The 19974-nt window shown below is 56.9% G+C and carries 8 protein-coding genes; 4 read left to right on the top strand and 4 right to left on the bottom strand.

The window, feature by feature from the left end; all coding sequences use genetic code 11:
• Positions 1–145: 145 nt before the first annotated feature.
• From OZ911_RS07065 to OZ911_RS07080, 4 genes are all read right to left on the bottom strand, one after another.
• Complete coding sequence (locus OZ911_RS07065; RefSeq protein ID WP_268968588.1) at positions 146–5248, bottom strand: RHS repeat-associated core domain-containing protein; 5103 nt, start codon at positions 5246–5248, stop codon at positions 146–148.
• A gap of 18 nt (positions 5249–5266) precedes the next feature.
• Positions 5267–6223, bottom strand: a complete 957-nt coding sequence (locus OZ911_RS07070) for a hypothetical protein (protein WP_023048929.1) — start codon at positions 6221–6223, stop codon at positions 5267–5269.
• 21 nt (positions 6224–6244) lie between these two features.
• Complete coding sequence (locus tag OZ911_RS07075) at positions 6245–6769, bottom strand: hypothetical protein (RefSeq protein WP_023048928.1); 525 nt, start codon at positions 6767–6769, stop codon at positions 6245–6247.
• A gap of 295 nt (positions 6770–7064) precedes the next feature.
• Positions 7065–8033: a hypothetical protein gene (locus OZ911_RS07080; RefSeq protein ID WP_023048927.1), complete on the bottom strand. Its 969-nt coding sequence runs from the start codon at positions 8031–8033 to the stop codon at positions 7065–7067.
• Positions 8034–8540: 507 nt separating this feature from the next.
• On the opposite strand from OZ911_RS07080, the gene OZ911_RS07085 reads away from it, so the two are divergent.
• From OZ911_RS07085 to OZ911_RS07100, 4 genes are read left to right on the top strand one after another with little or no spacing between them, the layout of a single operon-like run.
• Positions 8541–10352 carry a hypothetical protein gene (locus OZ911_RS07085; protein WP_023048925.1) on the top strand — a complete coding sequence of 604 codons (1812 nt, stop codon included), beginning with the start codon at positions 8541–8543 and terminating at the stop codon, positions 10350–10352.
• A gap of 41 nt (positions 10353–10393) precedes the next feature.
• Positions 10394–12901, top strand: a complete 2508-nt coding sequence (locus tag OZ911_RS07090; protein ID WP_070086968.1) for a hypothetical protein — start codon at positions 10394–10396, stop codon at positions 12899–12901.
• Positions 12891–15761, top strand: a complete 2871-nt coding sequence (locus OZ911_RS07095) for a hypothetical protein (RefSeq protein ID WP_023048923.1) — start codon at positions 12891–12893, stop codon at positions 15759–15761. Before OZ911_RS07090 ends, OZ911_RS07095 begins: the two co-directional genes overlap by 11 nt.
• Positions 15762–15813: 52 nt before the next feature.
• Positions 15814–19866, top strand: a complete 4053-nt coding sequence (locus OZ911_RS07100) for an RHS repeat domain-containing protein (RefSeq protein WP_268968589.1) — start codon at positions 15814–15816, stop codon at positions 19864–19866.
• The last annotated feature ends 108 nt before the right edge of the window (positions 19867–19974 follow it).

Genomic DNA, 19974 nt, shown 5'->3' on the forward strand with positions numbered 1-19974 from the left:
AGGGGCACGATAGGGAATGCGTGCGCGGGGATATGTAGGATATATCTGCATGATCTGATGAACTTGTCATCAGAACGATTTTGAGGGGAAATGAATCGGGACCGCTTTGCGGCCCCGAAATGCTGGTAGTTCTGTTAGCTATGATTTAATAAAGCAAGTCGAATCCACTTTGATTATGTATGTTGCTGCGTGTAGGATCGCCCGATAAACGGCCTTGTACGTTTTCTTCGCGTTGTCGCCCAACCTGCTTTGCACTCTTAAGCATTTGACGCACGTACATCCCTTGCAGCCAGTTTGACGACCCCGAGGGTGTCTCAGCTGTTTGAGTTGCCTGACCTGCCTGACCTGCCTGACCTGCTTGAGGTGCCTGACCTGCTTGAGGTGCCGCAGGTGCCGCAGATGCCGGAACCGGTGGTGAATTAGTCGGCCCGGGCATTGCGCCTATCTGCGAGTCTGAGCTTGCCGCTGCCACTTCAGGCGATTCTGTCAAACTTGTTCTACTGGCTGGGTTTGGTAGTTTGCTCCCTGGCGCTGAAGGCCGGTTCGCCTTCCACTGCTTGTACGTCCCGCCCCCCCCACTAAATATCAAGGGCGTAGCGGCACCCAGGAAGAAACCCCCTATGCTGTTCCACATCATGGCTTTCTTTGGATCTTCCTCCTTGGCTGCTAACGCCGTTGCCGTGATGCCCATGCCCAGGGCCACAACCCCAAGAAGCAGCGCACCCGCAGGGGGGAGAATTGCAGTCAGTACAACGCCGACCATCAAGCCTACAACCCCCGCAATGACCGGCAAGATCGCCCCCCAAATGCTTGGCTTCTCGGGTTCCGGCAGCGGGTCCTGGTAGGGCGGTTTCGGATCCCTGCTCGGTACTGGCGAGGACCTGTGGCCAGTTGGGTCGCGCCAGTTCACCGGGTCACCCAGGGCGTACAGGTAGGGGTTCACGCCGACCTCTTCCTGGGCCAGCGAGTCTGGGCTGTGGAAGCGCATCAGCCCGGGGTTGTAAGCCCGGTAACCGCGCCCTAGCAGGTACCAGTCGAGCTGCTGTTCTCGCACTTCACCATTGAACGCCAGCAGACTCTGCAGTGTGTCATCGTCACCGCGTTCGCCATACAGGCTCAAGTACGCTTCGTTGACCCCGGCGGCCCCATACTCGGCAGTGACCGAGGCGGTATTGTCGGTCAGCAGCAGGCGCGTATTCTGTGGTTTGGTCGGGTTCTGAAGCCCAAGCGGATGAGCGCCGCCGTGCAGGTAGTCCACCCGCTCTGTGTCCTGGCTCACCGTGCTGAGGCGGTAGTCTTCGTAGCGGCGCAGTTGTTCGGTATCTCCACCCTGGGTAACGCCCACCAGATGATTGTGCCCATCGTAGCGGTAACGCACGAGGGCAGCAGTGCCATCGCTGGTAGACACCTGCTTCAGGCGCCCGAAGTCATCGTACTCGAGCCGGCGTCCCCACTCATCGTTGGTCTGGTTGCCGTCATCGTCATAATAGATCGCCTGCGCTACCGGGTAATCCGGCTGCAGTGAATGAGTCAGCTCGCGCAACTGGAACATGTCGTGGACGTTGGCTGTGCTTGCATTGCCATAGCTGAAGCGGGCTTGGTCGTCTCTGCCGTCACTGAACATGGTGTTGCAGCGTGTGAGGTTGTTGAAGGCGTCGAAGCGGAACGTCTGGCTCACGATAGAGCGTCCGGCCCGGTTACGCGGCAGGTAGGTCTCGGCGTCGTTCTCGTCCTCAACCGTGTAGGTGACCTTGTCCAGCCGGTTCAATGCATCGTAGCGGAATGTTTCGAGCAGGCGCTGCTGGCCGTCTCGCAGTGTCGCCCGGCTATGCAACAGGTCGTCGTCTCTCCACACCAGTTTCATCGTTCGCGTGCTGCCGCCATCGAGGGTCACGCTGCGTTCGCATTCACGTCCCAGGTCGTCGTAGACAACGGCGCTGATGCTCTGCCGTTTGCTGGTGCGGTCAACGGTGGTGGTGGTGTGCAGGCGACCGTCGTCGTCATAGGTGAAAGTGGCGGTGAGGTTGCCTTGTGTCGTGGACTCAAGCCGTCCCTTGTCATCGTATTCGTAACGGGTCAACGGGCCGTCGCTGCTGCTGCGGGTGAGCGGGCGACCCTGCAGCGACGCTAGATGCTCGATGAAATAGCTTCCCGCCGATTGCTTGTCCGTCCAGGTTTCCTTCAGCAGGTAGCCTTGGTCGGTATACTCATAGTCCCGAGTACCCGCGCCGTTGCCAGCCGAAGTGATCGCTGCGTCGGGCCTTGTGTAACCGAAGATGGACTCTTCGTTGGCGGCTGTTGCACCCTTGGGGGTCATTGTGATCGAGACGGGCTGGTGGGACAGCTCCGGTGTGTAAGCATATTTGAGGATGCGCCCCGATTGCTTCTCATGTTCATCGACCAGTGTCATTTGGCCTTGATAGCGGAAGCTTTCTGTCCTGTTGCCGACCGTTAGATGGGTGAGCCGTTCCAGGCCATCGAACGTACGCTTACAGATGATGGTGCCTGCCTCGCCTTCGGTTGGCGCAAGCTCCAGTTCGGTGGTGAGCTCATTGATGCTATGGCTGGCGAAGCGGCGTAGCAGGCTGCTGCCATCCGGGCGCTCGGTGCTGGCCATGCGGTTCCACACGTCGTAGCTGAACCTTGTGGTCTGCTCCAGTGGCGCTGCATCCTTGTCCAGTGGGTCACGCAGTTGCTGCACCTGGCGCACGCAGCGGCCGCCACCGTCATAATGGTAGCGCGTGCTGCCCACCATCTGGCCGCTCAGGTCCAGGCGCCGGTCTTCGAGCGGTTTGTCGAAACGGTTGAATTCAGTGCTGACGCACTGCCGCCGCATGCGTGGTCTGGCTTCTGTGAAGCGCTCCTGCCACTGCTGGACAATGAACCCTTCCTTGCCGAAGGGCGAGCGTTCAGTGCATGCCACCACGCCGTCTGGCATCAGGGTGCTGGTGCGGTTGCCCCAGCCGTCGTAGCCGAAGGTACTGGTGAGGGTGCGTGTCTCGCTCTCCAGGTAATCGTAGCTGGTCTGCGACTCGACCCGGCCTGCGCTGTCGTAGTGCGTGGTTTGCACATCGTGCCAGGTGCGCTTACCGGTTTTCTCATCCTCGGTTTCTCGTTCTTCGCGGATAGCTCGATTGTAACCATCGAACCATGTTCGGCTGACCACCCCGTTTACATCCTTTACCGTTTGGTTTGGCTTTGCGCCAAGCTCATAGGTGTATCTACGGACTGCTTCATGAGATGTTCCGGGCGCGATGGTTTCGACCGTCAGGCGGTTGAGGGCATCGTAGTGGTAGTGAGTTTCAACCTTGTTGAAATCCTGGGCGCGGTGCAGCAGGCCGGTATGGATCGACACGGCACGGGCAACCGCCCGTTCCGCCAGGTCATGACCTTTGAAGGTCTCGCGCACCTGCAGCAACGTCTTTTGCTGGTTGTCATCGTTGATCAGCGAATGGAAAAACGTTGAAGTCGCAGTTTTTTCCCTGTCAGGGTCGCTCAAGTCTTTCAGTGTCACCGTCTGTTGGTCCAGGCGGCCATGCAGGAAAGCATTGTGCTCGCTCTCCTTGAGGAAGCGGCTTGTGGTGGTGCGCAAGACCTTCTCACCCTCGTCGTCTACCTGCAACACGTCTTCGCCACCAGTCGCTAGGAAGCCCTTGGCCGCACTTGCCCCACTCAGCGCTGGCAGGTGCTGGTAACGGAAACGGGTGCGCAGGGTCTGCGCCTGGCCTTCGCCGGTGGTGGCCGGGTGCACGGTGCTGGTCTTGCGGCTACGGGTGAACAGCTGCGGGTCGGCCGGGCAATCGCTGCCTTCGCCGGTGTGCGGGTAGTAAGTGTGCCGGGTGTGGATCGTGCCGGCCAGGGTGGCGAGCTCGTCGATCGCATCGCCTTGATAGACCGGTGCTGCGGCCTGGGACTCCAGCTTCAGGTTGCCATGATCGTCGTAGTCGGTAATGAGCACTTCCTCACGCAGCCGGGTGGGAAGCTCCTTGATCTTCCAGCGCTTGAACTGATGCCTGGGCATCTGGAAGTAAGCCGGTTGCTGCTCGAAACTGGCATTGGTTTCGTGGTAAATGGTCTCGACTTCTTCGATACAGGTCTCGCGACGGGGCTGCTCGGCGCCTTCGTCGTATACCTCATGGGCTTGCTCGGTACGTTGCAGGGTCAGCAGGTGGAAGCGGTTGAAGCTGCGCTCGATGCTGCGCAGCGGTGTGTCGCCGACGAGGTAGGTGGCAGTCGAGCCGTAGCTGAAGCTAGTACCGGTGAATTGGTAGAGGTTGTCCTCGCCATTGTCGCGCCAGGAAATGCCACTGCCCATGCCGAGGAAGTTGTTGCTGGTGTAGTTGTAGGTGGTGACCATGTCGGGCTGGTCGAAGCCAGGCTTGATGGTGTGCCTGGTAACCCGGGGCAACGGGTCGTGCGCATCGCCGGGGAAGCGGTGGCCGGCATCGTTGTAGTCGATGGTTTCGGTGCCGCCGACGGGTGTGCGCACGGTTTTCAGGCACACCACACCACGCACCTTGTCGTAAGTGAGCCCCCAGCTGGCCTTGTCGTCGCTGGGCAGGACGATGGTATGGGGCAGGCGAACCGCCGGGGTGAAACGCTGGTCGAGCTGGAGCGTGTAGGTCGCCAGGGCGGTGCCGCCTGGGCCGGATCTGGGGTGCAGGGCAAGGATGATTTCAGCGCTGGTGTAGTTGATGGCCAGCAGCTCGAGCCCAGTGTCGTCCTTGATGCCGGTCAGGCAAGGGGCCCCCTGGAAATTACTGTAGCTAAGGGTGATGCCATGGCCCGAAGGCGCCTCGACCCGGGTGGGCAGAGCAACGCGGTTGTCGCTGGGGCCTTGCAGTTCCAGCAGCTCGATCAGGCCGGCCTTGTGCTCTACGCGCCAGCCGCTGCCGTGGTCGTGGAAGTGGAAGCTTCTGAGCTTGCGTTCCTTGAATACCTTGCCGGTGCCGTCACTGGCGTCGCTGCCTGTGACCTTATAGCTTTCGCCGGTGTGCAGGTGCAGCAGGTTGCTGGCGGGGTCGTACTGGGTGAGGTTGAGCGTCCAGCCCATGCCGAAGCCCGAGTCCTGGGTGTTCATCGGGTTGAAGCCGATGTGCAGGGGCAACGACGGGCCGCTGAGATTGTTGGCGGCGAGCTCCGGCAACTCGATGCCCAGCGTGTATTGGCCGGTGCGGGGGTCGACGCTGTTATTGACGAAACTCAGGAAGTTGAAGGCGTTGGACGCTGTGTTTGAGGTGATGGTCATGACAATTCAGCTCCAGGTTCAAAGTGCAGTTGCACAGCGGTAGCGGGTAGGGCCTTCATCATCGCCATCGTGATAGCGCCCTACCAAGAAGCTATCGTCTGGGCAGGTAAAGTTGCTCTTATTCTCATTTTGTGGTGCAGACCAACCGTCGAACCATCGAATGTTCAGATTGTTGTCGTTGTGTGTGAGTGCGCCGCAGGCGTAAGTGGTGATTCCGAAAACCGGAATCAATTGATGGCGGCCAACCATGACCTTCCCGGGTGGGCACATAAAGTAAACCCCCGTCATTTCAGGGATGTTATCGGACCAAGATATATCTGTTACCCCGAGAGTTTTTGAATCTAGCTGGAAAGTCGCACAGGTATAAGTTTGCATTCCGCCCTCTACCTTGCGCCCCAGCATCACCTCGTGAAGCCCGCATGTGAATTTAGTTGTGGTGCCTACGTTTTCACTTACCTTTACTCTATATTTATTCGGGGGGGTAGGACGGGTGCGTGACGATGTAATTAAACGGATGCAAGCAGTGCTGTCCCTGGCGTCGCTGTCTTGAGTTTTTCTTTTTTTAACCATCATCAAACCCGGGGCGATGATCGTATTGTCTTCGTAGGAAACCAAGTCTTCGAATTCGAAGGCGGGGGTGGACGTCACGCGCCTCGTGGTGCGAAGTTCCATCGAAAACTTGCCATCCTCTGTGTTGCAACCAATGCCATCGGTAATCAGGATGTTCACGGAAGATGGGAGGTTATCGAACTGTATGGTGCGTCGCTTTATATCTTTGCACCAGGTGTTGGGAGAGTTGAATTCATAGTTTACCTGTTCGCCTGAGCCTTCGCCGGGAACAGTCAGTGAACATTGCGCATTGTCTTTGTCCCGGATAAGGATTGTGCCGTTTTGTGTGGCTGCCTGCACCGCTTGATGCAGGCTGGCCAGCAGTAGGGGTAAAGCAATGATGCTGAGTCTGAGTGCGCTTGACATGATGAAACCTCGGATGTTTGGTCAGAACAGTTTGCTGCAGTAGTACTCGGTCTCCATTTCCTTGTCACTGGAAAGCGCCATGCCCGAAAGTACTTCATTTGCAGCGCATTGCATGCCGTGGTCAGGCTCTTTGAATTTCCGGGTGCTGGTATGAGAGGGGGTCAATGGTTGGCCCCAGATGTCTCTGACTTCAGCGCAATGTATCCAGTAGTTTGAGGCGTCAAGTATGTCTCGGCCACGCCCGGTCATGATCTTCGGACTCTGGCAGTCGGCGAGAGCGCCTGTTGCAATAATTTTGATTTCATTGTAGGTATTGAGCACCTCCCCGCTTTGAGTAACACTTCCGCATACGTACCCAACTTTGTCTTCCAAGCGAACACGCCCCACCATTACATTGCCGGGTTTACACTTGAAGTCATGGTGAAACTCCACTAGCGGAGGGGGCGAAATTTCATTAGGATCGATGATTGCAAGTTCTGCAACGGCAGAGTTGCACAGCAGTAGCAGCAACGCTGCGGCCGCAGGTGCGGGCCATTTACTGTTCATGAGCGGGTCCTCATTGGCTAGAAAAAAAGAGTGCACGTCGAGTCTAGCCAGTTCCAGCGCGTGGAACACCTGGCAAAAATACTAGGTAGGTGGGGTGGGCGGCCTCGAGGTAACACAACAAGACTGCCGATGCCGACTTATTGTTTTTTTGCTAGTATCCAGTGCGTATGCTAAGCGAAAAGGGGGGCGCTGAATTTATCATGAAATTCAATTTTCTGATCTGCCGGGGCGGTTGAAGTCCCTCACCCAGAAGTTCCATGTTGGGGGTGATGGTCTTGATAGTTCAGTTCAATATTCACTGTGCAGTTGCACATCGGTAGCGGGTAGGGCCTTCTTCATCGCCATCGTGATAGCGCCCTACCAGAAAGCTATCGGTGGGGCAGGCAAAACCGCTCTCATGCTCTCCTTGTGGTGCGGACCACCCGTCAGACCATATAATTTCCAGATCTTTACTCCCGTTTTTCAGTGAGGCACAGGCATAAGTCGTGGAACCATTCTCGTCATTCCAGTGATCGCGGCCAACCATGACCTTTCCTGGAGGGCACATATAATAAGTGCCACTGCTTTCGATGATTTTGTTGGACCAGGAGAGAGGCCCTCTCAAGAGATCAGTTGAAGCCTGCTTGAAGGTCGCGCATATGTAGGCGGTCCGGCCATCCGTTTCGTCGCCCCGATGTAAGCGCGCCGTGATCACCTCGTGTAAGCCGCATGTGAATCGCTCCCTTGGATCCACGAAGTATGCGGCTTCTTTAACCTGCGTTGCGGGTATAGGATCAGGGCGCTTGGTGGCTGGCGAGGTCGTTATACGGATACAAGCAGTGCTGTCCCGGGCGTCGCTGTCTTGCGTGAAGTCTTTTTCAAGCACTAGCACACCGGGTGCGATGTAGTTTTCGAATGAAACCAAGTCTTCGAATTCGAAGGCGGGCATGGATGTTACGCGGCGGGTAGTGCGAAGTTTTAGTCGGAACTTGGCATCTTCCAAGTCGCAACCAAGGCCATCGGTAATCAGGATTGTCGCGGCGCTGGGGAGGCCATCAAATTGTATTGTGCGTGGTTTTATATTCTTGCAGCTCGAGTCCGGAAGATTGAATTCATATTGTGTAAGCTTGCCTGAGCCTTCACCGGGCACAGTCAGTGAGCATTGCTCATAGTCTTTGTTCCGTATAAGGATTGTGCCGTTCTGCGTCGCTGCCTGTACCGCTTGAGGCAGGCAGGACAGCAACAGGGGTAAAGCGATGATTCCGTATTTGAGTGGGTTCGACATGATGAAATCTCGTGGTTTTGCTCAGAAGAGTAGGCTTCAGTAGTACTGGTTGTTGCCGGAATGAGACATGCCACAAATACTTCATGGTTATCGCACTTCGCGACGTGTTGATGCTCGCGGTATCTACGGGCGGTGGGATGCATGGGAATTGATGGCTTGTTCCAGCTGCCCCGACTTATGTGCAATAGAACCACTGGTCTGAGCGCTCATCACCCTCGCGGCCGCGTGCTTGTCAGTCTTGAGCCGCAGCCCGTATGAGCATGGCTCGCGCCTACGTGTTTTGTAGTGTTATTAACGTCACCTCGCTGATGGCGCCCTGCGTGCAGATCGAGTCTAGCGAGCGCCAGCGCCTGCAACACCTGGCAAAAATAATAGGGAGGTGGGGTGCGTAAGTGCGAGGTGACACAACACGACCGACGATGCCGACCTGTTATTTCTGCTAGTAGGCAGTGTGCTAGGTAGGCGATAGCGTGTGGGCAAACGTAAATCGGATGCCGAGTCGAAGCCATGACCGAGAATACTGCTAGTGAACGCGACAGCGCAGATCGCCCACCCCGCCCGATAATCGAAGGCCTCACACCCTATGACGAAATTGACCTTGATGAGTTGGGCGGGGAGGCCCTGAACGTTTTTATAACCTATGACGGTATCGCCGTAGGTCAACTGATAGTCTTTAACTGGACAGGTGCCGACAAACTCGGTAACGCAGTCGGTTTTTCCGGGGATGTGGATATCGCCGATCACAACTTCGACCCCAGGACAAAACGGGCAACAGTGAGTTTGTCCAATGCATTTGTCGTGGCGGCTGCCGACGGCTACGCATTTGCGTCTTTTCAGCCTACGTTTCCGGCGCTGGAGGAGTCGATGCGCGCTTTTTGCTTCGTGGGGGTGCGCCCGCACCGCCTTGAGCATATGCCGGTGGCCCAGGCGCCGAAGTCACACAATCTGTTTATTGACCCGGACTCGCTGGGCAGTGCGGGTGCCACTTTCCTGGTACCTGCGTATCAAGCCATGCAAGTGGCAGACAAAGTGACGCTGACATTCGTGGGATATGAAAGTGACGGCACGCAAGATGATACATGGTCAAAACTTATCGACGTGCAGGCACAGCACGTCGGGCAGGTCTTGAGTTGGAATGTACCATCCTCTTATTTCGATTTCATAAAAAAGGGGTACGCCGAAGTTTATTATGAGATCCAATTTGCCGCCCCCCCGAAACGTTTGAAGTCGCCGACCCAGACATTCCAGGTCGATAAGGTGCCTGATACGCCGCCCCTGCTGCCGGCGCTGGACATCGATAATTATGAAAGCGGCCTGCTCGACCCGGAACTGTTCCCCGACGGTTTGACATTGCGCGTGCCCCCCAATGCAGAGCTCATGGTGAGTGATTGGTTGTTGCTGCACTTCAATGATGAATGGGGTGAACAGCAACTGCGCGTTGACTTGAGCAGCCTGGAAAGCGGGGTGATTGTATTCAATCTGGCAAAAGACAAGTTGAAGGGGCTGGGCCGCATCAGGCTGGGCTATCAGGTCGCTCGCGAAGGTGTTGCCTACAGCGCGACCGTGCGAGAGGTTGAATTGGTTGTTCGCCGTGAGGATGCCCCTTTGAAAGTATTTTTCGCGGAAAGTGAGGGTGGCGAGGGTGAGTTCAATGCAAGGCTGCCTGCGGGCAACGCAACGGCGGGAGCTTATATCGACCTGTCCGGTGTCACCTTGAGGGAGGGCGAAACCCTGGAAGTTTATTGGCAGGGGCGCTCCGAATTAGGCAATAAAACATTTGTTTTCCCTTTTGGGACGGTGCCCGCAGAACCTTTGAACATACCCCCGGCGGCGGTGGCAGCCAACATGGAACAGGGTGAAACCAGTGTAAAGCGGTTTCCGGTTTACTACAGGATAGCGCCCGTGGGGCATGAGTCCAAGAAGTTAAATTTGCGCATTCTTCCCCTGGCCCGGGATAAATACCCCACGGTGCAGTGCAGCCCGCGCAGGGACACCGACCTGTACGTAGAAGATATCAAAGGTACTCACGCGGACCTGACACTGCCCAATTGGCCATTCATGAGTCCGGGGCAACACCTGGTCATTACCTTGCTGGGCGTCGCCGGTGGCTCACCCAGGCCTTATCCCATTCGTAATTCCCCCGTGACTCAAGAGGAGGTGGACAAGGGTGTCATCAACGCGATCTTGCTGAAAGAGACCCTTGAGAATCTGGATGATAACTCGCCACTTGAATTCAACGTCAGTGTTGATTTCGAGGGCCAAGGGGGGAGTGATAACTGGACACTCTTCACGCCGACGTCAATGACATTGCGAAAGTGACGGGGCGCGCACGTATGCCGCTAAAAGCCATAGGTGGAATCATGAAAAACAAAGAAACGCTGGAAGAATTTGTCACGTATCTGAAAAATAAACCGAGCACGTATGGGTATGATGCCATTCTGGCGTACGATCGTTTTCGCGCCAACCGGTTATTGCTTCAGGAGTACATCGATCGTTTTGACAATAACAGCTATTTTGAACCGCTGTCATTTACCACCACGATTACCCCGGGGGCGCAGTGGGAAGCGGTAGTTGATCATACGCTGGATGTGCCGCGGTTATCGTTTGAAAACTCAAGTATTGCGCATTCACGCGCGGACTTGACCATGCGTATCACGGCCGGTAAGCAATTGACCCTGACCAGGTCCATTGGAGCCAAAGTCAAGAAGCTGATTCGGGTAAAAGAGGCCGATTCACTCGATGGCCCAGCCTTGCACGTGAGGATTTCACTGGACGCCAGCCCAGGGTCAGTGTCCCAGGCCGGGACGGTGTCTCTGGATTTGCAGAAAGCTGAGCACTTTTATCTGAGTTTTGCCGACACCGATGAGGAAAACCTGATCGGTGGCCAGCGATACAAAGCTATTTTCGACAGCTGGGAGCCTGCCAAAAGGATTTTCGTCCTCACTGAGATGCCGATGAAGGATAGCGACTTCTTGCAGCCGGAGAAATTTTGGGTCAGAACCCATGCTGCGCCGCTTGCTAAAGTACGAGCCTCCGACCAGTACGGCGAAGGGGAAGTTCTGCTTTTCGTCACAATGAAAGGTAGCAATAACTCCGATGCTGGCATCCCTGCAGATGATGAAAACATGCATTATCTGCTGCCTGATGCGGTAACCCCTTACACGATGAACCTGTTGCTCGGGAACAAGTTTCTGATCAAACGGCTGGTGTCTTTTGGGTTTGAAAGGTTGGAACGCGTGATTGAACCATTCAAGGCCACGTATACAGGCGGTGAGGGTGAAACGTTCGTCACCGGTATTCAGGCGACAGCGGGGCTTTTGAGTATTCCCGTTGAAGGTGATACTGATGTACTTGAAATAATTGAATTCCCGCAGGGGCTGCTATTGAATTTTTCCAGCAGCAGCGACGAAGACGACTTTACAAACTTCAAAGTCAAGGCCAGTGACGAAACGTTGGACTTTGAGTGGTTTGGCCTAGCGAAGGCGCCCGCCACCTTCAAGGTGAGATCCGGGAGCCAGCAGACGCGCTCGGGCATGGTGTCCTACCGTTGGGAATACAAGGCCTCGTACGCGTTTCATCTGGAAACGGCCGGCGACAACGTTGGCCAGTTGACGCTCAAGTTGAGGGCGAAGCCAAGCCTTCGCAGCAAAATGTGGCCCGATCAAGCGTTGGCGGCTAATGCAGGCCACCCTTTTGCATTGGAGCTCTTCATCAACTTCGGCGAGCAAGCCTTGGCCGAGCACCTCGAAAAGACGATCGAAACCATTGTTGGTGTGGCAACGGAAATCGATGCATTCCGCCTTAATGGCCTGTTGTTCCGCAGTGGCAAGGAGTCTGCCCAGCCATCGGTTGTGCGCTTTCCGGGTGATCTGACATTGCCTGGTTACCTTGCGCCGGCACGCACAGAGTTCGAAATCGAGCCAAACGAAACCTTGGTGGAGGCCGGAGGCAAGAGGACGTTCGAGACCACGCTTGGTGCAGGCGCGTCAGTGACATGGAGCGTGGCGAATCTACCCGGTGACGAGGGTGAAGATTGTGGGTCGTTCACGTCCAACGAGTACACCGCACCGGCCGCCAGCGCCGTGCTGCGCAGCGGCAAGAAGGTCATTGTCACCGCCACCCGTGGAACGAGTTACAGCAAAGCTTTGGTCAGTATCACCTCTCGCAGCATTGCGGTAGCACCTATGGTCATGCAAGCCGCTGCAGGTGGCAAGTTCAAGTTATCGGCGGCGACCCTCGATGGAGAAAAGGTCACGTTTACCCTCCCTTCCGATGCCAAGGGCTCATTGCAGGAAGACCCTCAGCCAGACCCCTCGGTACAGCAAAGCATGCTCTACGTGGCGCCTGTTGGTGGCCTTCAACAGGGGACGCGCAAGAGCGACGAATGGCGACGTCTGCGTGCTACAGCCGCCTGGCGTATTGAGGACGACCTGGCAGAGGTACTGGCAATTGACACCGTTAACGTATCAAGGGAATCGGGCAATGGGCAGGAGCAGATTCCGGTATTGCTGCCATTACGAAATGAAACCAACTGGTTCACCCACCATGTTGAGGGTAACGGCATACGGTTGAAGTTCTGGGGATCAGGCAAGGGGAATGACTACGAAGTGCCTGCCGAAGACACGACCTGGTACCTGGTGCTTGGCAACGGTACGTTCGAGGATGGTTTGTATACCCCGATAGCCAACGATGGCCAACCCTTGAGCCGTTATGCGGTGGTGGCAGCAATTGAAGACAACAGAACTTTCTGGCTGTGGACGTACGCCATATTACCCATCCCGTTCCTCACGCCTGAATTGCTGGTTGAGAAACTGACGGCACAAGATGAAGACGCAGCCTTGCCTGGAGGGTCGGACAATGAAAAGTAACCCCAAATCCGCTTTGTTGCAGCGTCTGGCTCAAGGCAACGTGATGTTCGACTGGGGCGCCATCCTGGCGTTTGACCGCGGCCAGGTTAACCGTATGCTGCGGGAACAATACATGGCAGCGTTCAACGACCTTAGCTTCTTGTTGCCATTCAGCGATGAGGTGGTCATCGGCGACCTTGAGCACGTCACTTTGAGCGATATCGTACTCGGTGCGCCGCAGGTCTCCTTTGAAAGTGCCACCTTTACCAATGCCAAGGCCACGGTCAGGCTCAATATTGTGGCAGGTACTTATTCCTCCACCTTCCATCCCCCTGGCAGCCCGCCCTACCTTTTACGCAGTGAGACGTTGCGTGAAGACATGGGGCTGATGCTCGAAATGACTGCTGAGCTGGGTGTGCGGGTGGGCAGCGTGGACGACAGGGGCAAATTGATGCTGGACCTCTCGCAGGGGGAGCGGTTCAGCTGCAACCTGGGATTGAGTGATGACGCTAGGCTGGCGATCGGCGCCAAACTGGGCGAGCAAATCCAGTCGCACCCTGCCTACAGGCAGATCTACAGCTGCGCGATGATGGATTTCAACGATTATGGGCCATTGAGCCCGCGCAGTTTCCAGGTGCGTACCCAGCCGGCACCTGAGGGTGGCGACAAGCATTCGGACCAATACGGTAACGGCGCGGTCGTACTGTTCTGCCACCTGCGTGTCAACAGCGAGCCGGGCAGGATGCCGGGTAATCCTGACGACTACCCGTATCTGATACCGGATGACCTGACCGTGCAAGGAGCGCCTGCCTATAACGCCACGGCGTTGATCGCGGCACCGTTGCGCCATTTTATCGATGACCAGCAAGCGCCTGGCATTCTGCAGAAATTCACTTTGCCCAACGCGCTTCAGATGAGCATGGTAGATCGCGAGGACCCACTGGATCATGTAATTTTCGGCAGCATCGAGCCTACTGCACTGTCATTTTTCGTCGAGCCCCTGCAAAGCGCATTATTACCGGAAAGCACGCAACATTTTATCATCGACAACGAGGGAAACGAGGTCAGGGCGCAATGGCAGGCAGTCAATATCAATCAGCCACTCGCGGCCGGTAGCATGCAGGATGGGACCTACCAGGCGATGGGGACTGAGAAGTTCCAGCGCGATCAGCAATTGGTGTTGGTATCGGGGCGTTTTTCTTCCGCTGCGGGGGAGCAGGTACGCACGGGGTTGGTTGTGGAATCCCGGCAAGCTGTAAACGTGATCCCTCGTGTGGCCACTTGGGGTATTGGCATGGGCCCTATCAAGCTGCATGCCGGCGCTGTAACAGGTGGCGACTTGAGCTGGGAGCTGATCCCGGACAATGGGCAGTTGCACGGTGATCTGGTCGTGGATCCCGAGCGACCTGCGGGGCGGCTTTTCACACCTTTCGATCCTGAGAGTTACTTGCCTGAAGTGCGTTTGCAGAAAATCCGAGTCACTGACCAGGCGACAACTACCAGCGATATTGCCACCGTGGTCATCTTTGCCTACCCCCAGCAACTTAATGTGACGCCATTTCATGTGCCTGTGATGACCGGCATCGCGCCGATTGCCTTCCGCTTGCCCGCTGAGTGGCACGAGGCTGCAACCTGGAAGGTATTTGGTGAGGGAGAGATCAACGAAGACGGAGTGTATAACCCGCCGATTCAGGCCCAGGCCCCCATCAGCGTAGTGATGGCCGATATCAATGACCAGCAAACCGGTTACGCGATTGTCCAGCACGCCTACCAAGAGCCCCCTATCAGATGGACAGAGCTCGAAGGTTTTAAAATCAACGTAAAGGGCACCCCCATCTGCCTGGCCAATGGCATGCAGCAGATACCGTTGGAAATCGTGGTTGAACCCAAGGAGGTCAGTGTGGGCGGTGTCACATATCCCATTCCGCTTACAGTGACCGAGCTCTCTACCATGAGGCTGGTCTATCGCAGCGGCAATTCCGAGGTAGAGTTCCTTGAACCTGGTCAGGAAGGCTTGCCGCTTGAAATTCCAAAATGGGCCACAAGCGTCAAGCGAAACCGTTTCAATCTGTACGGTCCTGTAACAGAGAGTGAAATGCCGCAAGTGCGTTCCGAAGCCACACGCAGCACCCGTGAACTCTGGCTCCATAGCAGCGTCGCCGCGACGGAGGAGTTCTATGCCAAGTTCCAGGCTGATGACGGCACCTGGTGGGACTCCCGTGACAAACAAGGCTTTGTCTGCGTCACTGCCGCCCCCGTCGATAGTCCCTCAACAGACGACTACGAGCTTGTCCGCCAGCGCGTACGCAACGGTGCGGGCAGAATTCACGACCCGGGCAATGGGGCGCCCAAGGACGAATTCAGCTACATGCTGGAATCGATCGATTACTGGAGGCTGGTGCATAGGTTCAAAGGGAAAAACATCAAGTTCGCCACGTGCAGGGTCGACAAGGATTCGGCAGCGGCATCGGTACGGTGGGAAAGCGAGCAGGTGGATGAGGTGTTCTTCAGTTACCTGTCCTATGCGTTCAGGGAATTGCCGGAACCGGGGCAACCGGAGAAAGTCGCCGAGCTCAAGGATGACAGCTATCTGACGCAAATGGCCAAGGAATTGTCCTACCTAAAAATAGAGAAAAACCTGATCGCAGGCAAAGAGCCAGGGCCGGGAGAATTGTTGATCATGCTGCATCGCCTGTCGGACATGCCCTTCTGGAGTGACGATATGACAGACGAAGAAAGCAAAAAGTACAGAAAAATGCTGGACAAGCCTTTGATGTTCGTACTCTACGATCAGGATGGAACACGGCATCGGTTGCGTATCGGATTCCCTGAACCCAGCATTGAAGACAGTCGCAACACGCTGGAGTGGTCTGCTCAATGATGTGTCCCCGCCTCGCCAAGCGGGGTGGGTCCTCCTACTCAAGGACCTGGTCATGACTACCAAATCAATGCTGCATTCAAACGCCTTCAACTTCCTGAGTTTCATCAACAACAGCGTCGACCCCCGCACCGGCCAATACACGCTGGGCATCGAGTTGCCGGAGCTCGCCGCCAACAATCTCAGCGGCCCGTCGTTGCCCCTGCACATCGGCTTCAACCCGATGAACACCCAGGACTCGGGCTTCGGCATGGGCTGGACACTCAACCTCACCCAGTACGACCCCGCCAGCAACCTGCTGCACCTGCACACCGGCGAAAGCTATAAGGTCACAGGCAGCGACGCCAGTGACGGCACCGGCAAGGTATTCAAGGAACGCAAGCTCAGAAGCTTCCACTTCCACGACCACGGCAGCGGCTGGCGCGTTGAGCACAAGGCCGGCCTGATCGAGCTGCTGGAACTGCAAGGCCCCAGCGACAACCGCGTTGCCCTGCCCACCCGGGTCGAGGCGCCTTCGGGCCATGGCATCACCCTTAGCTACAGTAATTTCCAGGGGGCCCCTTGCCTGACCGGCATCAAGGACGACACTGGGCTCGAGCTGCTGGCCATCAACTACACCAGCGCTGAAATCATCCTTGCCCTGCACCCCAGATCCGGCCCAGGCGGCACCGCCCTGGCGACCTACACGCTCCAGCTCGACCAGCGTTTCACCCCCGCGGTTCGCCTGCCCCATACCATCGTGCTGCCCAGCGACGACAAGGCCAGCTGGGGGCTCACTTACGACAAGGTGCGTGGTGTGGTGTGCCTGAAAACCGTGCGTACACCCGTCGGCGGCACCGAAACCATCGACTACAACGATGCCGGCCACCGCTTCCCCGGCGATGCGCACGACCCGTTGCCCCGGGTTACCAGGCACACCATCAAGCCTGGCTTCGACCAGCCCGACATGGTCACCACCTACAACTACACCAGCAACAACTTCCTCGGCATGGGCAGTGGCATTTCCTGGCGCGACAATGGCGAGGACAACCTCTACCAATTCACCGGTACTAGCTTCAGCTACGGCTCGACTGCCACCTACCTCGTCGGCGACACACCGCTGCGCAGCATCGAGCGCAGCTTCAACCGCTTCCACCTGCTGACCCTGCAACGTACCGAGCAAGCCCATGAGGTATACGACGAAGGCGCCGAGCAGCCCCGTCGCGAAACCTGTATTGAAGAAGTCGAGACCATTTACCACGAAACCAATGCCAGTTTCGAGCAGCAACCGGCTTACTTCCAGATGCCCAGGCATCAGTTCAAGCGCTGGAAGATCAAGGAGCTTCCCACCCGGCTGCGTGAGGAAGTGCTCATTACCGACTACGACGATCATGGCAACCTGAAGCTGGAGTCCCAGGCCGCAGCACCGGTCTATCAAGGCGATGCGATCGACGAGCTCGCCACCCTGGCCGGCACGATCCACGCCCGGCACACTTACTACCCGCACACCGGCGAAGGCAGCGATTGCCCGGCCGACCCGCAGCTGTTCACCCGTAGCCGCAAGACCAGCACCGTGCACCCGGCCACCACCGGCGAAGGCCAGGCGCAGACCCTGCGCACCCGTTTCCGTTACCAGCACCTGCCAGCGCTGGGCGGCTCAGAGGTGGGCAAGGGCTGGCTCGAGGCCCATGAGGAAGACCTGATGCAGGTCATTGGGGAGCAGGAGCAGGGGCTGCAGTACACCGTCCGTCACTACGAGAACGCGCCTGCAACTGCACTGCAGCACGGCCGCATGACCCGGCAGGTGCAGACGCTCAATGGCTACGATACGAAAGTTGAGCACCGGTTCGCCAAACGCGCAGAGTTGGGTGATGAGGTGCTGGAGGAGGTGCGCACCTTCACCGGTTTCGACCATGGCCAAGCGCTTGATGGTGGCACTATTCGCCACGCCCAGAAGGTATCTACCCTGCACCATTCTGTGTTCATCAACCAGCCCATGCTGAACTACGACGATAATGATGTGCAAATCGCTTACGCTTACGATGCCTTACGGCGTGTGATCAAGGAAACGGTCTCGCCAAATGACGAAGACTTGAAAGCCGAGCGCGAATACACCTATACCTTGGTCAGCGGGGCGGGCGGGCAGGCCGATCAAACCGCCAAGGATGTCAAGGGGGTGATTACCCGCACCCTGGTCGATGGGCTCAATCGGGTGGTCGCGCAGTCACGCCAGGACGCCGACAATGTTGACGTCAACAAGCGCGCCGGCTGGCGGCCGCGCTATGCTGCCCAATACGACGCGCTGGGCAATTTGGTTGGCGAAACCGATTTCGACTGGATGGACTACCCGGAGCAGCAACCCTGCGAGTTGGCGTTGCCGCGGCAGATGCTGTTCGATGGCTGGGGCCGGCAGTATTGCGAAATCGCAGCGGACAGGGTGCGTCACTTTGATCGCTACGATCCGATTGGCATCTCTGGCTCGCCAGGGCCCAGCCGAACGCAGTGGCGCGAGTCCGCTGATGGCACGCAGCGCAGCGCCAGAACCGTCACCTGGCTTACCCTGTTCGATGAGCCAGCGCGTGTCGAGCGGTTTGATGCCGACGCCAAGTCGTACAGCATCAACCTGACGTTCCATGATGGTTTGCAGCGCAAAGCGCGTGAAGTCAATGCTCGCAGTGAAACTCAGCGCTTTGTCTACGATGTATTCGATCGTCTGATGGATGAAACCCTCGCTGATGACAGCGTGGTGCACCGCGACTACGCCGAGCATAGCCGAGAGGATCTGCCTGTCCAGATCAGTGTCAACGGCATGGTGTTGGGCGAGCAGCGTTTCGATGGCCTGGACCGCATGGTCAAATCGATCACGGGTGGGCGGGTGCGCGAATTCGGTTTCAAGCCGGGCGAGATGAAACCCAGCACGGTCTTGACCCCAAGCAATCAACTGATCGAGTACCGCTATCAGCCTGAGCTCAGTGACGAACCGCAGTTGCGGCAGATCGTCGAGAAGGGGATCAAGGCCGACTACGAGTTCGACAACAAGAACGCGCGTCTGAAGCGCTGCGAGGAACTGGGGCTGGTACTGTCGCGTGAGTATTTCAGCCACGGGGAGGTCAAGAGCGAGACCCGGGAGTATGAGGGTGAAACCCATGTCATGCACTACCAGGCCAGTTTGCTGGGGCGCCAGCTGGCTTACACCGACGTAGTCGGCGGGCAGCAGTCCTATGCCTACGACCGCTACGGCAGGCTGGACAAAACGACATTGGGCACGATGACGGCGAACTTCGAATACGATGGCCTTGGGCGGCTGTTCAAGACCCGGACCACGGAAGGTAGCCAATACCTTGAAACACGACTGGCATTTGACGAATTCGACAGAGAAGTGAAGCGTGAATTCGACACGGGCGCTACGCTGCAATCGCTGACCCAAGGTTACGATGCGGAAGATGCGATCGTGTGGAAGACACTGGGTGAAGGTGAAATCCTTGAAGTGTTACGCCATGAAACCTACGTATACGACATTCGTGGCCGGTTGCGCATCTATAATTGCGAGGGCCGCCTTTCTCCCGAGGACCCGTATGGCAATATCATACGGGAGCAGGTGTTCCGGTTTGATGAACTGGACAACATTACCCGGGTCAGTACGACCTATCCCGAAGGTAATAACCTGGCCAGGTACTACTTCGAGGAAGACGACCCGGCGCAACTGAGCCGCATCGAAAACAGCCATGCAGATTACCCGACCAATATCAAGCTGGAATATGACTGCGATGGCAATCTTACCTGCGACGATGCCGGGCGCAAGTTGACGTACGATGGGCTCGGGCGGCTGATCAGTGTGGAAGCCCCCCAATTGTTCGGCGAGGCGTTCGACCAACAGGGCAACCGTGTCTGGGACCAGGGTAATCGGCGATTCACGGCTGACGAGCAAGGCAATGTGATCAGGGTGGATGTGCCATCTGTAACACGCCCAATCAGTGGCGTTAGGCGCAGACAAGGGGCTGGAGGGAAGCTGTTGTCAGCCTGGCGTGAGGAAAGCGGCAGGCTCTTGTGGTGTGACACCGTACAGCGCGCTGAAACTGCAGAGTATGGGTATGATGCGTTGGACAGATTGACCAGTCAGGCATATTAATCAGACCCTTTCAAATAGTTAGAAGCCCGCCGTAACAGGCGGGTTTTTTTATGGTGCCTCGCGCAAGTTCGAGGGAGCCAGTAACCGGCAGTCCATGAATAAAATTTC

The organism is Pseudomonas fortuita (assembly GCF_026898135.2).
GTDB classification, from domain to species: Bacteria; Pseudomonadota; Gammaproteobacteria; order Pseudomonadales; family Pseudomonadaceae; genus Aquipseudomonas; species Aquipseudomonas fortuita.